The following is a 21,668-nucleotide window of genomic DNA, read 5'->3' on the forward strand; positions in this document are numbered from 1 at the left end:
AGGTCACACCCGCTCGAAAATCGCGGTGAGTCCTTGCCCGCCGCCGATGCACATGGTCTCGAGGCCGAAACGCGCCTCACGACGTTCGAGTTCACGAAGCAGCGTCGTCAGAATCCGGACGCCCGTCGCACCGACCGGGTGGCCGAGCGAGATGCCCGATCCGTTGACGTTGGTGCGGTCGAAATCGGCGTCGGTGAACTTCCACTCCCGGGTGACCGCGAGCGCCTGGGCGGCGAAGGCCTCGTTCAACTCGATGAGGTCGATGTCGGCGAGTTCGAGGCCCGCGCGCGACAACGCCTTCGCGGTGGACGGGACGGGGCCGATGCCCATCACCTCGGGCCCGACACCGGCGACCGCCCAGGTGACCAGACGGGCGAGCGGTTTGAGGCCGAGACGCTCGGCGTTCGCGCGGGTGGTCACCAGTGTGGCTGCGGCGCCGTCGTTCTGGCCGCTGGCGTTACCCGCGGTGACGGTGGCCCCGGGATCGGACCTGCCCATGATCGGCCGCAGCCGGGCCAGTGACTCCAGGGTGGTGTCGGCACGGGGGTGTTCGTCGCGGTCGACGACCTTGTCGTCGCCCTTGCGCTGCGGAACCGCCACCGGGACGATCTCTTCCGCGAACTTGCCGCTGTCGATGGCGGCGACGGCGCGTCGATGCGATTCGACGGCGAGTTCGTCCTGTTCCTGACGCGGGATCGAGTACTCGCGGCGGAGGTTCTCCGCGGTCTCGAGCATGCCGCCGGGAACCGGATGGTTCTTGCCGCCGGAGGTGACGCGGCCACGGGCCAGTCGATCGTGCAGAGCTGCGGGCGCGCCTTTGGCACCCCACCGCATCGATTCGGTGTAATACTCTGCGCGACTCATCGATTCGACGCCCCCGGCGATGACCAGGTCGGCGACCCCGGTCTGGACGCGCATCGCGGCGTCGAGAACCGCCTGCAGGCCGGACCCGCAGCGCCGGTCGAGCTGCGAACCCGGCACGGTGATGGGGAGTCCCGCATCGAGTGCGGCGACACGTCCGATCGCCGGCGCCTCGCCGTTCGGATAGCACTGACCGAAGATCACGTCGTTGATGTCTGCCGGATCGATCGCGGTGCGGCGCAACAGCTCCGAGAGGACGGTCGCGGCCAGTTCGGTGGCCGGTACGTCGACGAATGATCCGCCGTAGCGGCCCACGGGGGTCCGGAGCGGCTCACAGATGACGACGTCGTCGGCTGCGGGTGGTGCCGTGGTGACGGTCATGCGGGTGTTCCTTTGCGGTAGTCCACTTCCTGGCCGGACCACCGGTGCGCCCACTCGCGCAGTTCGACAGCCCGGATCTTGGTTCCGTTGCCGCCCACCGTGGTCGGCATCCGCTCGATGACGTGTACGGCGCCAGGCACCTTGAAGGCGGCCAGCCGATCACGACACCAGGTCTTCAACGACGATGCGTCGAGGTCGGCGCGGGCGTCGACCGGCACGACGAAGGCCACGGCCTCCGTGTAACCACCCGGACCGGTGATCCCGACGACCTTCGCGGTCTGCACACCGGGGTGCTCGGCGAGGCGGTGCTCGATCTCGGCCGGGTCGACGAGGAAACCGCGCAGCCGCAGGACATCTCCCATGCGGCATACGTAACGGAATCCGCCGGTGTCGAGCGCGCGTGCGAGATCGCCGCTGCGGAACCAGCCGTCCGCGGTGAACGCGCGTGCGGCGGCTTCTGGGTTGCCGAGGTAGGCGTCGACGACGTTGGGGCCGCGGAACTGCAGCTCACCTTCCTCGCCGATGTCGCGGGCACGGTCGTCGAGCGGGTCGACGACACGTACCTCGATGGCGGGCTCGACCGGACGGCCACCACCGTTCCACCGCACCGACTCCGGGTCGTCGGACGACCAGAGCAGCGCCAGGGCGAAGACCTCCGACGAGCCGAAGACGCCGGTCGTCTGCGCCCCGGCCTCGTCGCGTGCCCAGCGCGCGATGTCGTGGGATCGGCCGAGGAAGTCGGCGATCCCCAGCCACCGCAGCGAGGACACAGAGGTTCGCCGGCCGTCGTGCCAGGTGTCGTAGAGGCGCCCGAACAGGTCGTCGCCACCGACGATGTGGGTGACGCGCAGTGACTCCACCCGTTCGAGGGTGGCCGCGGCGTCGAAGACGGGTTCCATCAGGATGGCTGCGCCGCCCGCGAGACCGGCCATGGCCGTGCTGAACCCGAAGACACCGGAAACCGGTAGGACGCCGAGGATCACGTCGCCTTCACGAACTCCCATGAGCACCGAGTCGGCGTGCGCGTGCCGGACCACGGCCGAATCCCGGTGCGCGGCGAGCTTGGGCGTCCCGGTGGAACCGGAGGTCGTGAACGCGACCGCGAGTTCGCCGGAAGGCGCGGCTCGTTCGCCTGCCGGGGTCCATGCCGCCGTCGACGGAGTCGCGGGTGCGGAGACTCCCGAGGTGTCGCCGCTGCCGGCGATCCAGGCCCCGGCACCGAGATCGAAATCGGGTGCCGCCGCCTCGGGCTTCGACGGCCCGGGAACGACCGCGATGGCCGGTTTGGGGTCGGCCGCGGAACTCGCCTCACGGAGGGTGCCGACGATGTCGAGTCCGTGGAACCGTGCGGGGACGGCGACCACCGCGGGTCGTGCCGACGTCAGGATGTGCGCGACCTCGCCGACGTTGTAGCGGGTGTTGACCCCGATGACGTGCGCGCCGAGGGCCGATGCGGCGAACTGCCAGACCAGCGCGTCGGACCAGTTGGGTAGATAGACCGCCAGACATTGGCCGCGGCGGATGCCGATGCGCGACAATTCTTCTCGCAGCTGATCGACACGGCGGCCGAGTTCGGAGCGGGTGAGGGTGATGACCTCGCCGTCGGCGACATCCATCGCGACCGGGCTGTCGGGGGACTGGTGGACGAGATCGGCGAGCATTCCGGCGAGCGTGGGATGAGTCGTGAGGGTCATGACACGACCTCTGGGGTGCGGCTTTCGGTCGGGAGGGATCGCAGCCAGGCGTCGGCGCGTGTTCCGAAGTCGGGGAGCTCCTCCATCGGGTAGTGGCCGTACCCCGCCAGCTCGGTGAACTGTGCACGCGGGCCGTCGAGTTCGTTGATCTCGGCGGCGGCGCGACGGACGGCGTCGACGTTGATCCACGGGTCGTCGGCGCCGCAGATCAGATGCAGCCCGCAGGTGAGATCGGAGAGCCGTTCGCGGACATCGTGACTGCCCCAGCCGATGAGGTCCGACGACGAGATCTCCGGGTCCTCACGTTTGTGCATGAGACCGATGAGATGTGCCTGCGCGGCGGGTACTGCTCGCCCGACGGAGGCGAGACTGCCGAGGTAGGTGCGCTCCGCACGGGCCGGTCCGGCCACATCCTCGAGTTCGCGTCGCAGGCCGGCGATCTTGACGCGGCCCGGCCCGGTCTCGGCGGCCATCGCGACTGCTCCGGCGAGCGGATACTCCGGCCGCGTCGCCAGCTCCAGCGTGAGCTTGCCGCCGATGGAACAGCCGATGACATAGGGCCGTTCGACGTTCAGCTGCCGCAGGACGGTGGTCAACCAGTCCGCGTAGTCGACGAGGCTGGTGACCGGGCCCGTCGGGCAGGGTTCGGAACGACCGTGACCCGGCAGGTCCGGCACGACGACGCGGTATCCGCGGTCGGCGATGTCCTGCGCGGCACGACGCCATTGGACGCCGCTCTGCCCCGCGGTGTGGATGCACAGCACGGTCGGGATGTCGGCGCTGAGCTCACCGGAGGTAGTGGGATCGGCGGTGACGATCTCGACGAATGCCAGAGCGCCCTGGATCTGGAGGTAGCGTGCCTCGATCATGAGTCCACCTCCTGGGCCAGTGCCCGCGCGTTCTGGATGATCGCGTGCAGCGGCTTGGTCAATCGCAGGTACTCGTAACCGTTACCGGCTGAGGAGAATTCACCGCGAAGGGCGCGCCGCATGAAGTCGTCGGAGTCGGACTGCGTGAGATCCACCCAGGTCGCGGGAGAGGCCTCGAAGGTGAAGGTGGCGCCCAGGGGGGAACGGCGCGTGACGTCGATGATCTGCCCCTTGTAGATACGCAGGTGCACTTCGCGGGTGCCGCACCGTAGTCCGACGGTGCCGTCCCAGGTGGAGACCGCCGAGGTGAACACGGTGTCCTGGTGCAGGCGGGCGCGCAGTAGCTCACCCCACTCGGCCGAGCAGAAGTCGAGTTCGGGCACCGGCTGGGGGCTGACGTCGGTACGCCATGTCTCGGTGCCGGATTCGCGTACCCGGCCGGCGTCGTCGATCAGGCGGACCTCGCGGTCGATGCCATCGGCGCCGACCCTGGTGACCAGGGTGGTCGCATGGACGTGGTCGGTTGCGACGACGGGGGTGGTCGCCGACCAGGAGATGGCGACACGTTCCGCGCATTGGACCGGCTCGGTGAGCCACTCGGCGAGAACCATCCCGAAAGACTGTGAACGTGAGGGAATGTGGAGCCCGTGGCGGTCGAGGACGTCGGCGGCGAGGTGGGCGCGGGTGGAGGTCCGGACTCCGACGCGGAGCGAGGCGATGGCGGTGGTCATGATCCGGCCCTGCCCAGCAGTTCATCGGAGATGATCCGCATCTGGATCTCGCTGGTGCCCTCGAAGATCTTGGTGAGACGTGCGTCGCGCCAATGCCGTTCGACCTGGAAGTCGGTGGTGTAGCCGGCGCCGCCGTGGATCTGGACGGCTTCACTCGTCACCCGCTCGGCCATCTCGGTGGCGACGAGCTTGCACATCGACGCCTCGAGCGAGCACCGCCGGCCGGTGTCGATGTCGGTGGCGACCGAGTACATCAACTGCCGCGCCGCCTCGATGTCGGCGGCCATCTTGGCGATCTTGAAACGCAGGTGCTGGAAGTCCGCGAGTTCGTGCCCGAACTGCTTACGGGTGTGCATGTAGGCGATGGAATCCTCGAGCGCGGCGCGGGCCAGGCCGATCGCACGGGCGGCGGTGTGGGCGCGCCCGACCTCCAGGCCGCTGACCGCGAGGTAGAAGCCCTTGCCCTCCTCGCCGAGCATGCGGTCGGCCGGGATGCGGAAGTCGTCGAAAGACAATTCCCAGGTGTTCCAGCCGAAGTAGCCGATCTTGCGGACCTTGGTGCCGGAGACGCCCTCGGGGAACTCGCCGCGTTCCTTCTCGACGAGGAAGGCGCTGATACCGCGGTGGGGTTTGGCCGGGTCTTTGTTCGGATCGGTGCGTGCGAACAGGACGAGGTAGTCGGCCTCGTCGGCATAGGTGCACCACATCTTGGTGCCGTTGACGACCCACTCGTCGCCGTCACGGGTGGCCCGGCAGGAGATGTTGGCGACGTCGGAGCCGGCCTCGGCCTCGGAGAGCGCATAGGCGCCGAGGTACTCGCCGCGCGCCACGCGGGGCAGCAGGGCGGCTTCCTGCTCGGGGGTGAAGCCGCCGCCCATGCCGTTGCCGCGCGCCAGCAGTCCGGACACGCTCATCCACGCCCGCGAGAGTTCCTCGGCGACAAGGCAGTACTCGAAGACGCCGAGCCCGAGACCCCCGTACTCCTCGGGGATCATGATGCCGAAGAACCCGACCTCGGCCATCGCCTTCTTGAGGGTGTCGGGAATGGTGCCCTGGACGGGGTCGAGCTCGTTGGCAACCGGCAGGACCTGCTTCATCGCGAAATCGCGGGCGAGGTCGCGGATGGCGAGGCGCTCCTCGGTCAGGTAGCGCGGGCTGTCGGTCCGGGGCTGTGACGGCCGATGGGTCATGGCCTTCTCCTAATGAATGCGGGCCGAAGTGATCGGAGAGGTGTCGTGATCACTCATTAACGGTCGTTCACCATTAGAGCATCGGGTCATGCCGAGGTCAATGGGTGAGCGAGGTCGGGACGGTATCCGACGAGGTTGAGTGCGTACTGGCCGTAGTCCTCGGCGACCTCGGCTGCGGTCCGTGGGCCGTCCGGGCGGAACCACACCGGGATCCCGGCGCACATCAGGAGAACCGCGGTGACCGCCTGATGGACCCGATCGATGTGGAAAAGTCCCTGTTCAACCGCTTTTTCGGCGATGTCGATGAACTGTTGTTCCTGCGCATCGCGCGAGCCGACCACGCGTTTGCGGTCGATCTCGCCCAGGTAGCGCAGCTCGGTGTTCGCGACCAGGCACTCGCGCGGCCGCTGGGCGGTGTACAGCGCATGGGCGACGACGGCGGCTCGCCACTGCTGGACGGGGTCCTTCCCGGCCCGACGGATCGCGTTGCGGGTCGCGGTGAACTGTTCGTCGCTCGCGGTCCGCAGGATCTCCACCAGCAGATCGGACTTGTTCTCGAAGTGGTTGTAGACGTTCGCGGCGCTGCAACCTGCACGATTGCCGATGGTTCGCATGGTCGCACCGTGGAAGCCCGCCGTGAAGAACTCGTCGAGCGCGGCGTCGAGGATGCGGTCGCGGGACGCTGCGGTCACCGAAGGCGATCGGGTGTTCATGTGCTCAGACTAGGTCGAAGTGTGGTCACCAGCAATGATGGTGATTGGTTGCTCTGTTGACCTGCGAATTCCGCGGCTTTATGGTGTGGTGCACGTGAACGAATGTTAATGGAGGCATCATGACGACCGACTCCGGCCTGGCGGCGCGGCTGACCCGTCTGGAAGACATCGACGCCATTCGGACGCTCGACGCCCGGTACTGCCGTCATCTCGACGACGGGAACTGGGACGAGCTGATGGCACTCTTCACCGACGACGGCGAGTTCGACGGTTTGTCGAACCCCAAGGGCAAAGCCGAGATGAAGGCATTCTTCGCCGGTCTCGCCGATGGCGGACTCACGTCGTTCTGGCATTTCATCACCAATCTCGAGATCGACGTCGACGGCGACGAGGCCACGGCACGGTCGTTCCTCTGGCAACCGTGCGTCCTCGACGGTGTCGCGTCGATCGCCGCCGGTCGCTACACCGACGAGCTGGTCAAACAGGACGGGCAGTGGTTGTACCGGGTGAAGAAAGTGCGCTTCCACTTCTTCGGCCCACTCGCCGATGGGTGGGACGAGAACCTTTTCTCTCTCGAGTCGGCCCGGAGGGCCGCCGTCAATCCGTAGAGTCGCGCCGTGGGGTCCGATCGGGTCCCGGCATCCGGCGAACAGGGGGCGGCATGGGACGGCTGGCGGACAAGGTCGCGTTCATCACGGGCGTTGCGCGGGGCCAAGGAAGGGCACATGCGGTACGACTGGCCGCCGAGGGAGCGCACATCATCGGCGTCGACCTCGCCGGACCCTTACCGGGCGTGCCGTACGAACCTGCCACCGAGGACGATCTTGCCGAAACCCAGCGACTTGTCGAGGATCTGGGCGCCAAGGCGATCCTGACCCGTTGTGACACCCGCGATCTCGACGGACTCCGCGCGGCAGTCGGCGACGGGGTCGAGGCACTCGGTGGGCTCGACGTCGTGGTCGCCAACGCCGGCATCTGCATCCCGGAGACCTGGGACGAGGTGACCCCGCAGAGTTTCGCCGACACCATGAACATCAACGTGACCGGGGTCTGGAACACCGTGACCGCCTCGGCCCCTCATCTGATCGAGCGCGGTGGCGGATCGGTGATCCTCACCAGCTCGCTCGCCGGAAAGAAGTTGCAGCCGTTCATGGTCCACTACACGACCAGCAAGCACGCCCTGGTCGGGATGTCGCGTGCATTCGCGGCGGAGTTGGGACAACACGACATTCGCGTCAACACCGTTCATCCGGGTGCGGTGATCACGCCGATGGGTTCGGGCCGGATGGTCGAACGCATCGAGGAGACCAACAAGGCCAATCCGCGGCTGGCGGGTATGGGTATGACCTTCCTCAACCAGTTCGCCGCCGAGGCCGACGAGGTCGCGAACGTGGTGGCCTTCCTGGCGTCGGACGAGTCGAAATTCATCACGGCCGAGGAGATCTCGATCGACGGTGGAGCGCAGCACTTCTGACCGGTGCCGCGCTCTCACCCGGTGCCGCGTTCCTAGGTGGTGCCGCGGGCCATCAGCTCGACCGGCAGGCGTCGGGACTCCACTTCGCGACCCGCGGTCAGATCCAGCAACCCGCGCACCGCGGTCTGGCCGATTTCCAGAGCGGGGGAGTGGATCGTGGTGAGCGGCACGGGAAGCTGCGCCGCGATGGGGATGTCGTTGTAGCCGACGAGGGCCAGATCCTCGGGGATGCGGAGTCCCAGGTCGCGGGCGACGCCGAGGACGCCGACGGCGATGGTGTCGGACACCGCGAAGATCGCCCTCGGCCGGTCCGGTGCGTCGAGCAGCATGCGCCCGGCCTCGGTGCCGCCGCGCACCTCGAAACTCGAGGCGACGACGCGACTCTCGGGGATTGCGATCCTCGCCGCGGCAGCCTCCCTGCGGAAGCCTTCGAGTCGATCCGTCGCCGTCGTGGCGTGGGCCGGGCCGGCGATGACGGCGAGGTCGGTGTACCCGCGATCGATCAGGTGACGTGCGGCGAGCGCGCCACCCCGAACGTCGTCGCCGCCGACGAAGGGGAGCCCGGCGTCGGCGTGCCGGGTCAGCGTCATCATCGGCAGGTCGCCGACCCGCAGCGAGGTGATGAACTCCTTACCCGGTCGGTGCAGACCGCTGAGCAGCAGGCCGTCGACCTGGCGCCCGACGAGTAGCTCGATGGCCGCGCGCTGGGCTTCCGGGTCGTCGGGCGGGCTGGAGAGCAGTACCGAGTAGCCGGCGCGGGTCGCCTCCTGCTCGATGCCCTGGTAGGTCGTGGCGACCACGCCGTCGGTGAGTCGGGTCATCACGACGCCGAGGGTCGTGGTCTTGCGGGTGCGGAGACTCGCGGCCCAGAGGTTGCGCTGGTAGCCGAGCTGATCGGCGACTTCGCGGACACGCAGTGCCGACTCCGACCATCCGTCCGCGGGTTCGGACTGCCGCAGTACCCGAGACGCCGTCGACACGTGGACACCCGCGGCTTTCGCGATCTCCTTGAGGGTCGGCGTTCGCTGACCACCGGCCACGTTGGCTCCCCCATCCTGTCGGTAGCGCTGTTGACGCTGCGCGTTCGAGCACCTACCGTAGCCCATGCAAACGTTCTCGCAAACGTTCCCATAAGACTTGTACGATCAGAAGCACGCCCGATCCCCGGAGGTTCCGATGTCCCGACCCAGCACCTTGGCGCAGCTCTTCGCCCTGGACTCGTTGCTCGATGCGGACGAAATCGCGATCCGGGACACCGTTCGCGACTTCGCCAACGTGCGTCTGCGACCCCACATCGGCGACTGGTTCGAGGAGGCGAAGCTTCCGGCTCGCGAGATCGCCAAGGAGCTCGGTCAGATCGGCGCTCTCGGCATGCACCTCGAGGGCTACGGCTGCCCGGGGATGAGCGCGACGGCCTACGGCCTGGCCTGCCTCGAACTCGAGGCCGTGGACTCCGGTATCCGCAGCCTCGTGTCCGTGCAGGGCTCGCTGGCGATGTTCTCCATCCACCACTGGGGTTCGGAGGAACAGAAGAACGAGTGGCTGCCGCGGATGGCCGCGGGTGAGGCGATCGGTTGCTTCGGCCTGACCGAGCCCGACTTCGGCTCCAACCCGTCCGGGATGCGCACCAACGCCAAGCGTGACGGCGGAGACTGGGTGCTCAACGGCACCAAGATGTGGATCACCAACGGTTCGATCGCCGACGTGGCGGTCGTGTGGGCGCAGACCGATCTTGCCGACAGCCCGGCCGGCATCCGCGGTTTCGTCGTCCCCACCGACACCCCTGGGTTCTCTGCTCCGGAGATCCACAAGAAGATGTCGCTGCGTGCGTCGGTCACCTCCGAGCTCGTCCTCGACAACGTCCGTCTGCCGGAATCGGCGATGCTCCCCAAGGCCGAGGGCCTGCGCGGTCCGCTGACCAGCCTGAGCGAGGCCCGCTTCGGCATCATCTTCGGCGCGATCGGCGCCGCCCGCGACTGCCTCGAGACCGCCATCGACTACTCGCAGTCCCGCGAGGTCTTCGAGAAGCCGCTCGCCGGCTACCAGATCACCCAGACCAAGATCGCCGACATGGCGCTCGAGGTCGGCAAGGGCCACCTGCTGGCCTACCACCTGGGTCGTCTGAAGGATCGCGGCGAGATCCGCCCCGAGCAGATCAGCACCGGCAAGCTCAACAACACCCGTGAGGCCATCAAGATCGCCCGCGAATGTCGAACCATCCTGGGCGCCAACGGGATCACCCTCGAGTATCCGGTCATCCGCCACGCCAACAACCTCGAGTCCGTCCTCACCTACGAGGGCACCTCCGAGGTCCACCAGCTCACCATCGGCCGCGCCCTCACGGGCCAGGCCGCATTCCGGTGAGCGATCTCGGCGCTCTCGACGGACTCGTCATCGCCGACTTCGGCCGGGTGCTCGCCGGGCCGTACGCGACGATGCTGCTCGCCGACCTCGGTGCCGAGGTCGTCAAGGTCGAGCGACCCGGAGTCGGCGACGACACCCGGTCGTGGGGTCCGCCCTGGGTGGGTGACCAGTCGTCGTACTTCCTGTCGGTCAACCGCAACAAGCGGTCGGTGGCGATCGACCTCTCCGATCCCGAGGGGCTCGAGGAGGCACGACGCCTCGTCGAGAGGGCCGACGTCGTCGTCGAGAACTTCATGCCGGGCACGATGGACCGGCTCGGTCTCGGTTACGACGCGGTGGCCGGCCTCCGGCCCGATGTCGTGTATTGCTCGGTGACCGGTTTCGGTGGCAACAACCAACTCCCGGGATATGACCTGCTGATCCAGGCGGTCGGCGGGTTGATGAGCATCACCGGCCCCGACCCGCAGACCCCGACCAAGGTGGGTGTCGCGGTGGTCGACGTCATCACGGGATTGCATGCGGCCGTAGGCATTCTGTCTGCACTGCGGCATCGCGACCGGACCGGGGAGGGGCAGCGGATCGAGGTGAACCTGCTGTCCTCGCTGCTCTCAGCGCTGGCCAACCAGTCCTCGGGTTACGTTGCTGCCGGAGTGGTGCCGACCGCCATGGGTAACCGGCATCCGAGCATCACGCCGTACGAGGTCTTCCGGACCGCCGACCGTCCGTTCGTGCTGGCCGTCGGCAACGACCGTCAGTTCGCCTCATTGTGCGAGGTCCTCGGACGTCCAGACCTGCCTGCGGACGAACGGTATGCGACCAACAGTGCCCGAGTCGCGAATCGTCAAGAGCTGGTGGCGATCCTGAACGACACGCTGTCGACGGCGAGCGCCGATCACTGGTTCGACGCGCTCACCGCGAAGCGGGTGCCGTGTGGCCCGCTCAACGACATCGCCGACGCCGTCGCACTCGCCGAACGGTTGGGCCTCGACCCAGTGGTCGAGATCGCCGACCCGCGTCGCGGGGAGCCGTTCCGGTCGGTGGCCAACCCGATCCGGATGAGCGCCACCCCGCCGAGGTACCGATCGGCGCCACCGCTGCTCGACGAGCACGCCACGGTGTCGGACCTGGTCTGACGCACGCCACAAACCCACCCTTTTCGGGCATTTCCACCCTCTGACGCGGGGTGGGTTTGGCGAAAAAGGGTGGGTTTGCGGCTATTTGGCGACGATTCCGTGATGCAGTTCCGCGACATCCGGATGCGCGCGGGTGCGCGACTTCCAGGCGTTCTCGCCGTAGGTGTTGAAGATCGGGTTGTTCGGATCGGCCTCGACGCCGCGGGATGCCGCGGCCAGTTCGGGCGGCAGGTCGATGATCGGGATGACCGCGTCGAGAGCAGGGTTGAGGAAGAACGGGATCGAGACCCGGTCGGTGCCGGGGCGGGGCGCGCGGACCCGGTGCCGGGTCGCTCGGAGGTAGCCCCCGGTTGCGACCTCGAGCAGTTCGCCGATGTTGACGATGAACGCTCCCTCGACAGGCGGGACCTCGAGCCAGGTGCCGGCGGCGGTCTCGACCTCGAGGCCCTCCGAGCCGGGTTCGACGAGCAGCAGAGTGAGCACTCCCGAGTCCTTGTGCGCGCCCACGCCCTGGGTGCTGTCGGCGGTACCGGGGTAGCGGACCACCTTGATCAGGGTCGCCGGCAGTTCGGCGAACGCCGCGTCGAAGAAGGACTCCGGGGCGCCGAGCGATACCGACCAGTGCCGCAGCAACCGCAAGCCGACCTCGGAGAGCGCCGCACCCCAGTTCTCGAAGGCGTTCCGGAAACCGACCGGCGACGACGGCCAGAGGTTGGGTCCCTGGAGCCGCCAGTACCCCTCGGCGCCCGGGATGACCGGGCGTTCCGGGCCGATGTCGATCTGCTCGCGCCAATCGACCTTGCCGTTCGTCAGTTCCCCGCCGAGCCGCGAGTATCCGCGGAACTGTGGGCTCTGCAGCTGGCTGATCTCGTTCTTGACGTCCTCGGGTAGCCCGAAGAAGTCACGCGCCAGTCGCAACACCCGGGTGAGCGACTCGACCGGTACGCCATGGCCGGTCAGATAGAAGAACCCGTGGTCGTGGGCGGCGTCACGCAGCGCAGCACGAAACGCCGCGGGATCGGCGTCGGCGTCGTGGAGGTCGAGGATCGGGAGCATGGTGCAAAGCCTGCCAGAGCGACGTACACGGGCGGAACGTCGTTCAGAGACCGTGAAACCCCGTCCATGAGGTCTGCAGGCGCTACGTTGGGTATTCGGGTCCGTAACACCACGGCGCCACCGACACGTCCAGGTGACGCGGTCGGTCGCCTGAGAGGAGTTCGATCGTGACCGAGGCGACCGGCAACGTTCATCTCCGCATCGCGGAGCTGGCACGAGGGCTGCACGGCGACGGGGCCGACGACGAACAGGTGGCCAAGACGATCGTGGCAGGTGCGGTGGCCGAGATCCCCGGAGTCCAGTACGCCGGACTGACGGTCGCCACGGACCGGCGCTCCATCGAGTCCTTCGGTGCGACGCACGAGATCGCGGAGATCCACGACCGGATCCAAGCGGAGGTCGGGGAGGGACCGTGCCTGTCGGCAGCCCTGCACGACCGGGTCGTCCACGTCCACGATCTACAGAACGACGAACGGTGGCCGAAGTACCGAAGCCGGGCGATGGGCGAGGTGCCGATCCGATCGGTGTTGTCATTCCAGCTCTTCGCCAATCGCAACACGATAGGGGCGCTCAATCTTTTCGCGGATGAGCCGAATGTCTTCGACCTGCACGCCGAGGACATCGGCATCGTCTACGCCACCCATGCCGCGCTGGCCTGGAACACGATCAAGAAAGACCAGCAGTTCAACAGTGCCCTGGCGAATCGCGACGTGATCGGACAGGCGAAGGGCATCCTGATGGAGCGGTTCGACATCGACGCGCTGGCAGCGTTCGGCCTCTTGAAGAAACTGTCCCAGGAGTCGAACACCAAGCTGGTCGAGATAGCGCGGCAGATCACCCTGAAGAGGTGACCTGCCGGCGCGGTACGTCGAGTGTTACTCGGAGACCGCGAATTCCGTTGTGGAGGGTCCGATCTCACCTTCGGTGAGCACCCGGCCGGCGTCATCGACGTTCTCGAAGAGGCGGACGTGGTCCGCCATGCCGGACAACTCGAGCGGACGGCTGACGGTTCGTTCACCCACGAGGACAACGGGAATCGATCGAGTGGAGGCTTCGTCGACGAATGTCTGCAGCAGAACCAGTCCGACGGTGCCGAAGAAGTTGACCGCGGAGAGGTCCAGGACGACGCCGTGGACACGGTCACGCGCGATACGATCGAGGGCGGCGGCGAAATCCGCTGCTGTTTCCCGGTCGACAGACCCGGAAAAGCGTTGCACACAATACGATTTCGCCGAATCGAACCGTCTGGTGGATGTTCTCTCCGCGGATTCTGCGCCCGCGTCGAATGCGGATCGGAAAATGGTGGAAGTGGTAAGAGGCATGAGGTGCTCGTCTCAGTTGTGAGCGTCACAGACATGATCGAACTGTCAAGTGCCCGGCCGATGAAGACGCCGAGGCCCAAGTTCACGATCGTCCTGAACGGAGATAAGCCGTGATATCGCGTGAGCAGCGAACCTTGGGTGCTCTGTTGCTCTTGTGTACGCAGCTCCTACCTGAACCGCACTCCTCACCCTACGGGTCCTTCGGCACTCGAACAAGGCCGATGGGGTCACGGTAAAAGGATTCCAAAAATCTCATATCGTGAGACACCGGAAGTGGACGTGTGGCGAAGAACATGATTGTCTAGTACTTGATGCGCGTCGAGTCGCGTGCGCTGCATCAATCCATGCTAGATGGGGCAGCAGTCAGCCCATCGGTCGCAAGATCTGAACGTCTGGGTGGTGACAAATGGCGACACAACGCGCCGAGCACGACGATTACAGCGACGTCCTTCCGATACTGCGAGAGATTCGCATAGAGCGGGATGACGACTTACGTGCCAAGAAACGCGACGAGGTGATCGAGCGGTGCCTACCGCTTGCGGATCACGTCGCACGACGGTTCTCCGATCGTGGCGAACCGGTTGATGACCTGCGCCAGGTTGCGCGGATCGGTCTCATGCATGCGGTCGACAGATTCGACGTCGAGCGTGGCAACAATTTCCTCGCTTTCGCCGTTCCGACGGTGATGGGCGAGGTCAAGAGGTATTTCCGCGACAGTACGTGGTCGATCAGAGTGCCACGTCGTGCGCAGGAGGCCTCGCTCAACATCGCGAAGGCCAGCGAGGAACTCCTGCAGTCCCTCGGACGGTCTCCGCGGCCGAGCGAGATCGCCGAGCACCTCGGACTACCTGTCGGAGAGGTCATCGAGGGAATGGTCGCGCGGTCTGCGTACACCGCGAGTTCCATTGATGCCGAGGCCGGTTCGTCCACGGACGGCTGGACCCTCGCAGACACCCTGGGTGACGAGGACGAACGTCTCGACATGGTCGAGGAGTTCGTGACGCTACGGCCGGCGCTTGCCCGACTCACCGAGCGTGAACGAACGATTCTGACCCTCCGGTTCTTCCGTTCGATGTCCCAGAGCGAGATCGCTCGCGAGATCGGCATCTCACAGATGCACGTGTCGAGGCTCCTGACCCGGATTCTCGAGACCCTGCGTGAAGAGGTCGCCGACGAGTTCGAAGAGCCTCTCCTGCGGGCTCACGGCTGATCGGGTAACGCCCGAACGGCTGACTGCTGAACCGACACCGGTCCCGGGGCCCACGCTGCGAGCGTGGGCCCCGGTTTCGGGTCACGGCTTCAGGATGACCTTCACCATGCCGTCGGCCTTGCGCTGGAACTTGTCGTACGCATCCGGCGCCTGATCGAGCGGCAGCTCGTGAGTGGCGAACGTGTCCACACCCAGCGGGTCGGCATCGGTGAGAAGCGGCAGAATGTCATCGGCCCACCGCTTCACGTTGGCCTGACCCATATGCAGCCGGATTTGCTTGTCGAACATGGTCAACATCGGCAGCGGATCGGCCATGCCGCCATACACACCGGACAGCGAGATCGTCCCGCCACGCTTGACGATGTCGATGGCCGAATAGAGCGCCCCCAGTCGGTCGACGCCCGCCTCCGACATCGCCTTGCGTGCGATCGGATCGGGGAGCAGTCCGACGACGGTCTGCATCGCCTTGTTCAGGGGTGACCCGTGGGCCTCCATCCCGACGGCATCGATCACCGAATCCGTGCCCAATCCGCCGGTCAGGTCGCGGATCGCCTCGCCCACGTCGTCGACCTCGTCGAGGTTCACGGTCTCGATACCGCGCCCCTGTGCGCGCCGAATGCGTTCGGGCACACGGTCGACGCCGATGACCCGGGCGCCCTTGTGGGAAGCGATCCGCGCTGCCATGTCGCCGATGGGACCGAGGCCGAGAACGGTGACCGTTCCGCCGCTGGGGATCTCGGCGTATTCGACCGCCTGCCATGCGGTGGGGAGGACGTCGGACAGGTACACGTAGCGGGAGTCCGGATTCTCCAGCGGCACCTTGATGTGGGTGAATTGTGCCTGCGGCACACGGAGATACTCCGCCTGGCCACCCGGCACCGATCCGTAGAGCTGCGAATAGCCGAAGAGAGCAGCACCCATGCCCTGTTCGGTCACACGAGTGGTCGAACACTGGGTCATGAGCCCGTCATTACAGAAACCACATGCGCCGCAGGAGATCTGGAACGGGATGACGACACGGTCCCCGACCCGGAGATCACCGGTGTCGGAGCCGACTTCCTCGACGATGCCCATCGGTTCGTGGCCGAGGATGTCGCCGGCGTTCATGAACGGGCCCAGCACTTCATAGAGGTGCAGGTCGGATCCGCAGATGTTGGTCGAGGTGACCTTGATGATGGCATCGGTGGGTTCGATGATCTTGGGGTCGGGCACCGTCTCCACGGAGACGTTTCTCTTGCCCTGCCAAGTAACTGCGCGCATATCAGGCCTTTCCCTCGTTGTGGCGGTCTTCGGACCGTTCTTCCCGGGCCCGCTCGTGCTTGCCCGCGTGGCCGACGGGGAAGTCGTGGTACCGCTCCTCGTATCGCTCGGCCTCCTCGGCCGTGGTCTCCGGCTGGATCGGATCCTGGTGCGCACGTTCGCCATCGCGTCCGGCACGCTGCCGCAGGAGCACGCGGCTGCCGATGAGGAGTCCGACGGCCAGGATGCCCGCCACGACTGCGCCGATGGCCAGCCAGATGGTCGCGTCGCGGTCACTGGCGCCGGCTGCGATAGCCGTGCCGCCGAGCACGAGCATCAGTCCGAGGCAAAAGAACCCGAGGAGGCCGACGGCCTTCAGGCCGCGGGACTTCCGTTCCGGCCGGCGGGCGATGGCCTCCCGAGAGGCGACCTCGCGGTCAGGTGTGAGATCTGGCATAGCTGTCCCTTCGCCAGGTGTGGTGGTGAATCCCCATCAGGGTTGACCAGCGGGTACCTCAGGGACCGTCGGCTGAAACGTCGGCGAGCAGTGCCGCGGCAGTTTTCGCAGATGAGAGGGCTGCTAGGAGTAATACATGGCTGTTGCCGACGAGGCTCGTTCTGCTAACGTGACGAGTCGTGCCACGGCGAGTATTGCCAGCGCGTCGAATACAGAAATGCAGTTTGGACTACGTCAGCGTGGGGCATTCATGAGCGGTCCGGTAAGAATCCACCCAAGACGACGTGTGAAGAAGACTCATTTGATGACCGACTCTGACGCCACATCCCAGCTATCGATCGATGGCAGCCTGCCAACGGTTCTGCGGGTTCCGGCGGCCACCGACCGCCTTGCGTTGGTGCGTGCTCTCGTCGAGACGGCCCTGTACATCGACGACTGGTCACTCGACGACGTGATCGACGCCAAGGTCGCAGTGGACGAGATCTGTTCGCAGATAATCTCCGCGGCCGCCGAGGGATCGTCGATGGAAATAGTCCTGCACCTCGCCTCCAACGGCGTGGTGGGTGAGGTCCGGGGTGAACTCGTCAACGGTGTCGAACTGGACGAGTCGACCTTCGGATGGCGCATCGTGCAGACCGTCACCGACACGCACACGATCAAGTACGCCGACGCCTTGCTCGGCGAGGACACCCGCCGGGTGACCATCGGCTTCTCCAAGTTCCGGGAATAGCAGGCAGTGTCAGCCGGGCAGTACGTCTGCTGCTGTCCGGCGCCAGTCCCCGGCGGCCTCGTCGTAGTCGATGAGACCCATCTGCGCAAACGCGTTGAGCCACCCTTCCATCGGCCAGGAGTTCCATCGCCGGTGAAAGGTCCGCGCATTGCGGAGGATGTCGTCGAGATGCTCGACGGGCGGACTCGAAACCGGGTGAAACTGGTGATACGCATCGGCGCCACCGACCCAGGCGATCCGAAAACCGTTGCGCGCTGCACACATCGCAAAATCGGTGTCCTCGCCGCCGTAGCCGTGGTAATCGGTGTGGAATCCCCCGATTTCGCGCCAGTCGCCTGATCGGATGGCAAACGACAGCGACCAGAACAGCACCATCTCCGAGGAGAGCTGCGTTTGGCACGGACCCGGGGCGGGCCGTGCCGGATGGGGGTCGAGGAAACGATGGAGCTCACGCGGATCATAGGTGGGCTGGTCGCGCCGAAGGTAGGTCACGGGCCCGCAGTACAGAAGGCGCAATCCCGGTGTGGCGGCGCACGATCGGAGATACCGCGCGATCATGTCCGGGCCGGGGATGCAATCGACGTCCAGGAACACCAGAAGTGTTGCGCCGGCCTCGATCGCGGTGCGGGCACCGGTGTTGCGCGCTTCGGCGAGTGGCAGGGTGCCGGGCTCGCCGCTGATGTGGACCACCCGCATCGGGTGACCCGTCGGCGCCGAATCGGAAACGACGGCGTCGATGTCGGGGTCGTCCATGGCGACGACGACATGGACGGCAGGATGCACCGTCGAGTACTCGAAAGCTTCGAGCTGACGTCGCAGATGCTGGTGGCGTCCGGACACGATGGTGATCACCGCGACGGTTTCCGCGCCGGCCCCTTCAGAGCTGCCGTGGTCGGCCGCCGGCATGGACGTCATCGGGCCACTTCTGCGACGACGCGGGCCGCGCGTTCTGCTGCTCCGGCGGTCTGCCACCGGGACCAGGTCGGCGCGGAATCATCGACCGACTCCACGATGGCCCGCCAGCGCTCGGCGTCGGGCCAGGTCGAGGCGACGAGAGCGAGTTCGGCCCGCGCGAGGTTGTTCGCGGTGGCAAGCTGCTCGGCGAACGGGCGGTCCTCCGGCATCACGACGGCGGGGCGTCCGGCGGCGGCTGCGTCCGCCACACTTCCCTGGCCTGCGCCGATCACGGCTAGGCGGGCACTGCACAGGAACGGCCACGGGTCGTCGACCCACGTACCGAAGGCCGGTCCGAGACCGACCACCTTCAGATCGGGGAGTGCTTCGGCCAGACCGATCGCTGGATGTGGTGCCCCCCGATCGCCGCCCGCGCCGGTGAGGACCAGGATGTCGGAGGCGAACGTGGGGTGGCTGACCTGAGGGCGGCCGTCGAACCGCGAGATGCCACCGGTGAACACCGTCTTGTGTAGATGCTCTTCGAGCCAGGCCGGCCGGTACAGGTCCCCGGGCCAGGGGGCGATGATCGTGTCGGCGGCGCGGTAGGCGAGCTGGTGGGGCAGGTCGTCGCGCACACCCGGCATCGCCATCACCACGACCGGTACCCCCAGCAGCCGGAGGAACAGGGTGACCTCGACCGACACGTCGACGACCATCGCGGCCGGCCGCCTGTTCGCGACGAACTCCGCGAGCTGGGCCATCCGGTTGCGCAGCCCCGCGTCGTGGCGAGGGGCCCAGTGCAGCAGTCCGCCCGCGTCGACGTCGGTGGGTGCGGGATCGGCGTCGTCCCGGTCGAGGGTGATGACCTCGCTGAAGGCGGGATCGGTCAGTTCGGCGCTGGTCAGCGCCACGACCTCGGTCTGCAGATGCGCGGCGACCGCCGCGGAACGGGAACAGTGTCCGCGGCCCTGATGGTGGACGTAGTAGCCGATCATGTCGGGCAGGCCTCAGCTGACGAGGAAGCGGTCAGACGTTCCCGGTCGGCCACCATCTCGGCGTAGATGCCGGTGTACCGGTCGATCATCGCGATGTCGGAGCAGTGCTCCTCGGCGCGTCGACGAACCTCGCGCCGGTCGAGGGTGAACGCCTTCTCGGCGGCCTCGGCGAGTGCGTCGACGTCGTCCCCCGGCACGAGCACGCCGGCGGTGTCGCCGACGATCTCCGGGATTCCGCCGCGGGCGAATCCGGCCACCGGCGTTCCGCTGGCGATGGATTCGGCGACGACGAGTCCGTACGGCTCGTTCCACACCGGCGTCACGAGGGCGGCGCCGGAGGAACCGACCAATCGGGCGAGTTCGCCTTGGTGGAGATGGCCCTCGTAGCGGACACGATCACCGAGGAAAGGCGCGACGTGGTCTCGGAAGTAGCGTTCGTCGCTGATCGGTCCGGCGAGCCGCAATCGGCGGCCGGTGATGCGGGCGGCCTCGATCGCGTGGTGCGCACCCTTCTCGGGGACGAACCGGCCGAACCAGACCAGGTCGTCTCCGCCGGTGCCGATCGGCCAGCGATCCAGCTGGACACCGTTGTGCACCACCGGTATCGAGCCGAGAACGTGCGACCAGGCCTGTGCGGTGTGCCGGCTGACCGCGACACACCTGGTCTCCGGTGCCAGTGCCAGCGCCGACTCGAGCCACGGCGTGGGTGGGGTGTGCAGGGTGGTGACCATCGGGGTCTCCACCGACGGGCCCATCGCCACCGGCAGGTAATGCAGGCTGTGGTTGTGGATCACGTCGAAGTCGCCGGGGTTCCGGGCGAACGAGAGCATCAGCGACAGGTAGGCGTGGTGGTCCTGCAGCGCCTCGATCGACGGCATCGACACATCCGAACGAGCGGCTGCCGACGGCTCGAAGAGCTCGGCGCGCAAGCGATCCGATTCCACCGGCAGATCGCTTCCGGCGCCGGCGAACAACGTGACCTCGTGACCGGCCATGGTCAGCGCCCGGGTCAGGTGCCAGACATGGGCCTCGAGACCGCCGGCGAACGGCTGGGCTATCGGGAACCGACTGGACGCGATGACGGCGATCCGCAGTGACTCACGCATCCAGCACCCGCGTGTAGAGCCCGGCGTGGGCCTGGGCGATCGTCGACCGCTGCGTACGGCGGTCCCGCCACATCGTCGGCGCCGGTCGAGCCGAATATGCCTGTGCGAGCGCGGCAACCAGTGACTCCGGATCGAAGTGGTCTTCGGTGAAGTCATAGCTGAAGCACTCCTGCTGCTGGTGGTAGAACCCGCAGGTCGGCGCGATCACCGAGGTGCCGAGGTCGTGGCAGGCCTCCAGCCAACCGGAGTGGGTGCCGAACCGGTAGGGCAGAACCGAGGCCGAGAGGTTGCTGAGGTAGTTCCACAGCTGGTCGTCGGTGTAGTACTCGTGCACCAGCACGCGGGCGTACGGATGGCGAGACAACGCGAGAGCGGTGGTGCCGAAGTCCGGGTTGTAGTAGTGGTTTCCGGGGACGAAGACCTCATCGTGCAGGTTGATCTGGATCGTCATGTCCGGATAGTCGGATGCCGCGTCCAGCAGTGTCATGATGACGGGTAGCGGATCCATGTTGGCACGCACGCTCTTGGCGTGTACGCCGACGACGAACTCGTCGGTCGAGGCTTCGCGCGGTGCGAACCGCGCCGGCGGCACGACATGCGGGTGCGGGAGCACGGTGGCGGACCGGGCCCAGCGCTGCGAGATCTGTTCTGCTGCACCCGGTGTCAGGGTGACGACCTCGGCGGCCGCGGGGACGAGGAGGTCGAGGACCTCTTCGTGGGCGCCGGGCTCCGGATGGTGCGGGTTGCGGAGGTCGTGCAGCGTGTAGACCAGCGGTTTGTTGTGCCGGTCGAGCTCGGTGAGGACGTCGGCCATCACCGCCGGCGTCACCGCGTCGAAGCCGAAGTGGAGGTGGAACACGTCGAATTCGTTGTGGTGCTCGGCAATCCACCGCGGGTCGAGCATCAGCGGCGGCCACCAGCCACCGGGGACCTTGGCGCCGTCCGCAGGCACCGGATCGGGGAGCCGGGTCACCGAGACGGAACCTGTGTCCAGAACGCTGACCGATCCGTTCACCGGTGAGAGGTGACGCACGTAGACGTGCGATTCAGGGACGGAAGCCACTCGGATGTGCGCGGGATTCGTCCGCGTCGTCCGTGAGCTGTCCACCATCTCGAGGGTTGCTGCACCGCCGAGTTCCCCGCCTAGTCCGTTCACTGTTCCATCCGATCACTTCAGGAGATGACCGGCTGTGCGCTCAACCGGGCCCGCAAGATGCGGCGTAGACGCCGCAGAACTGCCGACAGTCGG

General features: G+C 66.8%; 22 protein-coding genes. 7 read left to right on the top strand and 15 right to left on the bottom strand.

The window, feature by feature from the left end; all coding sequences use genetic code 11:
- Positions 1-3: 3 nt before the first annotated feature.
- The 6 genes from LQD00_RS14150 to LQD00_RS14175 form a co-directional block, all read right to left on the bottom strand.
- A complete protein-coding gene (locus tag LQD00_RS14150; protein ID WP_232717824.1) occupies positions 4-1,242 on the bottom strand; it encodes an acetyl-CoA C-acetyltransferase in 1,239 nt (412 codons plus the stop codon).
- Positions 1,239-2,936, bottom strand: coding sequence for an AMP-binding protein (locus LQD00_RS14155; protein WP_232717825.1), 1,698 nt, complete (start codon positions 2,934-2,936; stop codon positions 1,239-1,241). Before LQD00_RS14155 ends, LQD00_RS14150 begins: the two co-directional genes overlap by 4 nt.
- The gene (locus LQD00_RS14160) at positions 2,933-3,805 is read right to left on the bottom strand and encodes an alpha/beta fold hydrolase (RefSeq protein ID WP_232717826.1); all 873 of its coding nucleotides are present in this window, start codon (positions 3,803-3,805) and stop codon (positions 2,933-2,935) included. The genes LQD00_RS14155 and LQD00_RS14160 overlap by 4 nt, the downstream gene beginning before the upstream one ends.
- Positions 3,802-4,536 carry a hypothetical protein gene (locus LQD00_RS14165; protein WP_232717827.1) on the bottom strand — a complete coding sequence of 245 codons (735 nt, stop codon included), beginning with the start codon at positions 4,534-4,536 and terminating at the stop codon, positions 3,802-3,804. Before LQD00_RS14165 ends, LQD00_RS14160 begins: the two co-directional genes overlap by 4 nt.
- Positions 4,533-5,726, bottom strand: a complete 1,194-nt coding sequence (locus LQD00_RS14170; RefSeq protein ID WP_232717828.1) for an acyl-CoA dehydrogenase family protein — start codon at positions 5,724-5,726, stop codon at positions 4,533-4,535. The genes LQD00_RS14165 and LQD00_RS14170 overlap by 4 nt, the downstream gene beginning before the upstream one ends.
- Before the next feature lie 86 nt (positions 5,727-5,812).
- A complete protein-coding gene (locus LQD00_RS14175; protein ID WP_232717829.1) occupies positions 5,813-6,439 on the bottom strand; it encodes a TetR/AcrR family transcriptional regulator in 627 nt (208 codons plus the stop codon).
- A gap of 119 nt (positions 6,440-6,558) precedes the next feature.
- Here LQD00_RS14175 and LQD00_RS14180 point away from each other — a divergent pair, with 119 nt between their 5' ends.
- Together LQD00_RS14180 and LQD00_RS14185 are read left to right on the top strand one after the other, a co-directional pair.
- The gene (locus tag LQD00_RS14180; RefSeq protein ID WP_232717830.1) at positions 6,559-7,047 is read left to right on the top strand and encodes a nuclear transport factor 2 family protein; all 489 of its coding nucleotides are present in this window, start codon (positions 6,559-6,561) and stop codon (positions 7,045-7,047) included.
- Between the two features lie 53 nt (positions 7,048-7,100).
- Positions 7,101-7,913 (top strand): mycofactocin-coupled SDR family oxidoreductase, encoded by an 813-nt coding sequence (locus LQD00_RS14185; RefSeq protein WP_232717831.1) that lies wholly within the window; start codon positions 7,101-7,103, stop codon positions 7,911-7,913.
- 32 nt (positions 7,914-7,945) lie between these two features.
- Here the strand turns inward: LQD00_RS14185 and LQD00_RS14190 are convergent, their stop codons facing one another.
- On the bottom strand, positions 7,946-8,953 hold the full coding sequence (locus tag LQD00_RS14190; protein WP_232717832.1) for a LacI family DNA-binding transcriptional regulator: 1,008 nt from the start codon (positions 8,951-8,953) through the stop codon (positions 7,946-7,948).
- Positions 8,954-9,089: 136 nt separating this feature from the next.
- Between LQD00_RS14190 and LQD00_RS14195 the strand changes: the two genes are divergently transcribed.
- Entirely contained in the window at positions 9,090-10,277 is a 1,188-nt protein-coding gene (locus LQD00_RS14195) for an acyl-CoA dehydrogenase family protein (RefSeq protein WP_232717833.1), read from the top strand.
- Positions 10,274-11,410, top strand: a complete 1,137-nt coding sequence (locus tag LQD00_RS14200) for a CaiB/BaiF CoA transferase family protein (protein ID WP_232717834.1) — start codon at positions 10,274-10,276, stop codon at positions 11,408-11,410. The genes LQD00_RS14195 and LQD00_RS14200 overlap by 4 nt, the downstream gene beginning before the upstream one ends.
- 81 nt (positions 11,411-11,491) lie before the next feature.
- Here LQD00_RS14200 and LQD00_RS14205 read toward each other — a convergent pair whose 3' ends face one another.
- On the bottom strand, positions 11,492-12,466 hold the full coding sequence (locus LQD00_RS14205; RefSeq protein ID WP_232717835.1) for an isopenicillin N synthase family dioxygenase: 975 nt from the start codon (positions 12,464-12,466) through the stop codon (positions 11,492-11,494).
- A gap of 167 nt (positions 12,467-12,633) precedes the next feature.
- On the opposite strand from LQD00_RS14205, the gene LQD00_RS14210 reads away from it, so the two are divergent.
- Entirely contained in the window at positions 12,634-13,317 is a 684-nt protein-coding gene (locus tag LQD00_RS14210) for a GAF and ANTAR domain-containing protein (RefSeq protein WP_232717836.1), read from the top strand.
- A gap of 24 nt (positions 13,318-13,341) precedes the next feature.
- Here LQD00_RS14210 and LQD00_RS14215 read toward each other — a convergent pair whose 3' ends face one another.
- Positions 13,342-13,683, bottom strand: a complete 342-nt coding sequence (locus tag LQD00_RS14215; RefSeq protein ID WP_232717837.1) for an STAS domain-containing protein — start codon at positions 13,681-13,683, stop codon at positions 13,342-13,344.
- A gap of 511 nt (positions 13,684-14,194) precedes the next feature.
- Here LQD00_RS14215 and LQD00_RS14220 point away from each other — a divergent pair.
- Entirely contained in the window at positions 14,195-14,998 is an 804-nt protein-coding gene (locus tag LQD00_RS14220; protein ID WP_232717838.1) for a SigB/SigF/SigG family RNA polymerase sigma factor, read from the top strand.
- A gap of 81 nt (positions 14,999-15,079) precedes the next feature.
- Here the strand turns inward: LQD00_RS14220 and LQD00_RS14225 are convergent, their stop codons facing one another.
- Together LQD00_RS14225 and LQD00_RS14230 are read right to left on the bottom strand one after the other, a co-directional pair.
- Complete coding sequence (locus LQD00_RS14225; protein ID WP_232717839.1) at positions 15,080-16,258, bottom strand: zinc-dependent alcohol dehydrogenase; 1,179 nt, start codon at positions 16,256-16,258, stop codon at positions 15,080-15,082.
- Position 16,259: 1 nt separating this feature from the next.
- Positions 16,260-16,694 carry a hypothetical protein gene (locus tag LQD00_RS14230; RefSeq protein WP_232717840.1) on the bottom strand — a complete coding sequence of 145 codons (435 nt, stop codon included), beginning with the start codon at positions 16,692-16,694 and terminating at the stop codon, positions 16,260-16,262.
- 304 nt (positions 16,695-16,998) lie between these two features.
- Here LQD00_RS14230 and LQD00_RS14235 point away from each other — a divergent pair, with 304 nt between their 5' ends.
- Entirely contained in the window at positions 16,999-17,424 is a 426-nt protein-coding gene (locus tag LQD00_RS14235; RefSeq protein ID WP_232717841.1) for an ATP-binding protein, read from the top strand.
- 9 nt (positions 17,425-17,433) lie between these two features.
- Here the strand turns inward: LQD00_RS14235 and LQD00_RS14240 are convergent, their stop codons facing one another.
- Genes LQD00_RS14240 through LQD00_RS14255 form a run of 4 tightly spaced genes read right to left on the bottom strand, consistent with a single transcriptional unit; the run spans position 17,434 to position 21,530 of the window.
- Positions 17,434-18,339, bottom strand: coding sequence for a glycosyltransferase family 2 protein (locus LQD00_RS14240; protein WP_232717842.1), 906 nt, complete (start codon positions 18,337-18,339; stop codon positions 17,434-17,436).
- Positions 18,336-19,313 (bottom strand): hypothetical protein, encoded by a 978-nt coding sequence (locus LQD00_RS14245; RefSeq protein ID WP_232717843.1) that lies wholly within the window; start codon positions 19,311-19,313, stop codon positions 18,336-18,338. The genes LQD00_RS14240 and LQD00_RS14245 overlap by 4 nt, the downstream gene beginning before the upstream one ends.
- The gene (locus LQD00_RS14250) at positions 19,310-20,419 is read right to left on the bottom strand and encodes a glycosyltransferase (RefSeq protein ID WP_232717844.1); all 1,110 of its coding nucleotides are present in this window, start codon (positions 20,417-20,419) and stop codon (positions 19,310-19,312) included. The genes LQD00_RS14245 and LQD00_RS14250 overlap by 4 nt, the downstream gene beginning before the upstream one ends.
- Positions 20,412-21,530 (bottom strand): glycosyltransferase family protein, encoded by a 1,119-nt coding sequence (locus tag LQD00_RS14255; protein WP_232717905.1) that lies wholly within the window; start codon positions 21,528-21,530, stop codon positions 20,412-20,414. The genes LQD00_RS14250 and LQD00_RS14255 overlap by 8 nt, the downstream gene beginning before the upstream one ends.
- Positions 21,531-21,668: the final 138 nt, after the last annotated feature.

The sequence above is a fragment of the Gordonia metallireducens genome (assembly GCF_021245825.1).
GTDB lineage: Bacteria > Actinomycetota > Actinomycetes > Mycobacteriales > Mycobacteriaceae > Gordonia > Gordonia namibiensis.

Excerpts from the sequence above, each read along its gene's own strand:
- LQD00_RS14150 (WP_232717824.1), bottom strand. The coding sequence starts at position 1,242 with ATGACCGTCACCACGGCACCACCCGCAGCCGACGACGTCGTCATCTGT.
- LQD00_RS14195 (WP_232717833.1), top strand. The coding sequence starts at position 9,090 with ATGTCCCGACCCAGCACCTTGGCGCAGCTCTTCGCCCTGGACTCGTTG.
- LQD00_RS14155 (WP_232717825.1), bottom strand. The coding sequence starts at position 2,936 with ATGACCCTCACGACTCATCCCACGCTCGCCGGAATGCTCGCCGATCTC.
- LQD00_RS14180 (WP_232717830.1), top strand. The coding sequence starts at position 6,559 with ATGACGACCGACTCCGGCCTGGCGGCGCGGCTGACCCGTCTGGAAGAC.
- LQD00_RS14245 (WP_232717843.1), bottom strand. The coding sequence starts at position 19,313 with ATGATCGGCTACTACGTCCACCATCAGGGCCGCGGACACTGTTCCCGT.
- LQD00_RS14160 (WP_232717826.1), bottom strand. The coding sequence starts at position 3,805 with ATGATCGAGGCACGCTACCTCCAGATCCAGGGCGCTCTGGCATTCGTC.
- LQD00_RS14255 (WP_232717905.1), bottom strand. The coding sequence starts at position 21,530 with ATGGTGGACAGCTCACGGACGACGCGGACGAATCCCGCGCACATCCGA.
- LQD00_RS14230 (WP_232717840.1), bottom strand. The coding sequence starts at position 16,694 with ATGCCAGATCTCACACCTGACCGCGAGGTCGCCTCTCGGGAGGCCATC.
- LQD00_RS14165 (WP_232717827.1), bottom strand. The coding sequence starts at position 4,536 with ATGACCACCGCCATCGCCTCGCTCCGCGTCGGAGTCCGGACCTCCACC.
- LQD00_RS14250 (WP_232717844.1), bottom strand. The coding sequence starts at position 20,419 with ATGCGTGAGTCACTGCGGATCGCCGTCATCGCGTCCAGTCGGTTCCCG.
- LQD00_RS14185 (WP_232717831.1), top strand. The coding sequence starts at position 7,101 with ATGGGACGGCTGGCGGACAAGGTCGCGTTCATCACGGGCGTTGCGCGG.
- LQD00_RS14205 (WP_232717835.1), bottom strand. The coding sequence starts at position 12,466 with ATGCTCCCGATCCTCGACCTCCACGACGCCGACGCCGATCCCGCGGCG.
- LQD00_RS14225 (WP_232717839.1), bottom strand. The coding sequence starts at position 16,258 with ATGCGCGCAGTTACTTGGCAGGGCAAGAGAAACGTCTCCGTGGAGACG.
- LQD00_RS14175 (WP_232717829.1), bottom strand. The coding sequence starts at position 6,439 with ATGAACACCCGATCGCCTTCGGTGACCGCAGCGTCCCGCGACCGCATC.
- LQD00_RS14240 (WP_232717842.1), bottom strand. The coding sequence starts at position 18,339 with ATGACGTCCATGCCGGCGGCCGACCACGGCAGCTCTGAAGGGGCCGGC.
- LQD00_RS14170 (WP_232717828.1), bottom strand. The coding sequence starts at position 5,726 with ATGACCCATCGGCCGTCACAGCCCCGGACCGACAGCCCGCGCTACCTG.
- LQD00_RS14235 (WP_232717841.1), top strand. The coding sequence starts at position 16,999 with ATGACCGACTCTGACGCCACATCCCAGCTATCGATCGATGGCAGCCTG.
- LQD00_RS14220 (WP_232717838.1), top strand. The coding sequence starts at position 14,195 with ATGGCGACACAACGCGCCGAGCACGACGATTACAGCGACGTCCTTCCG.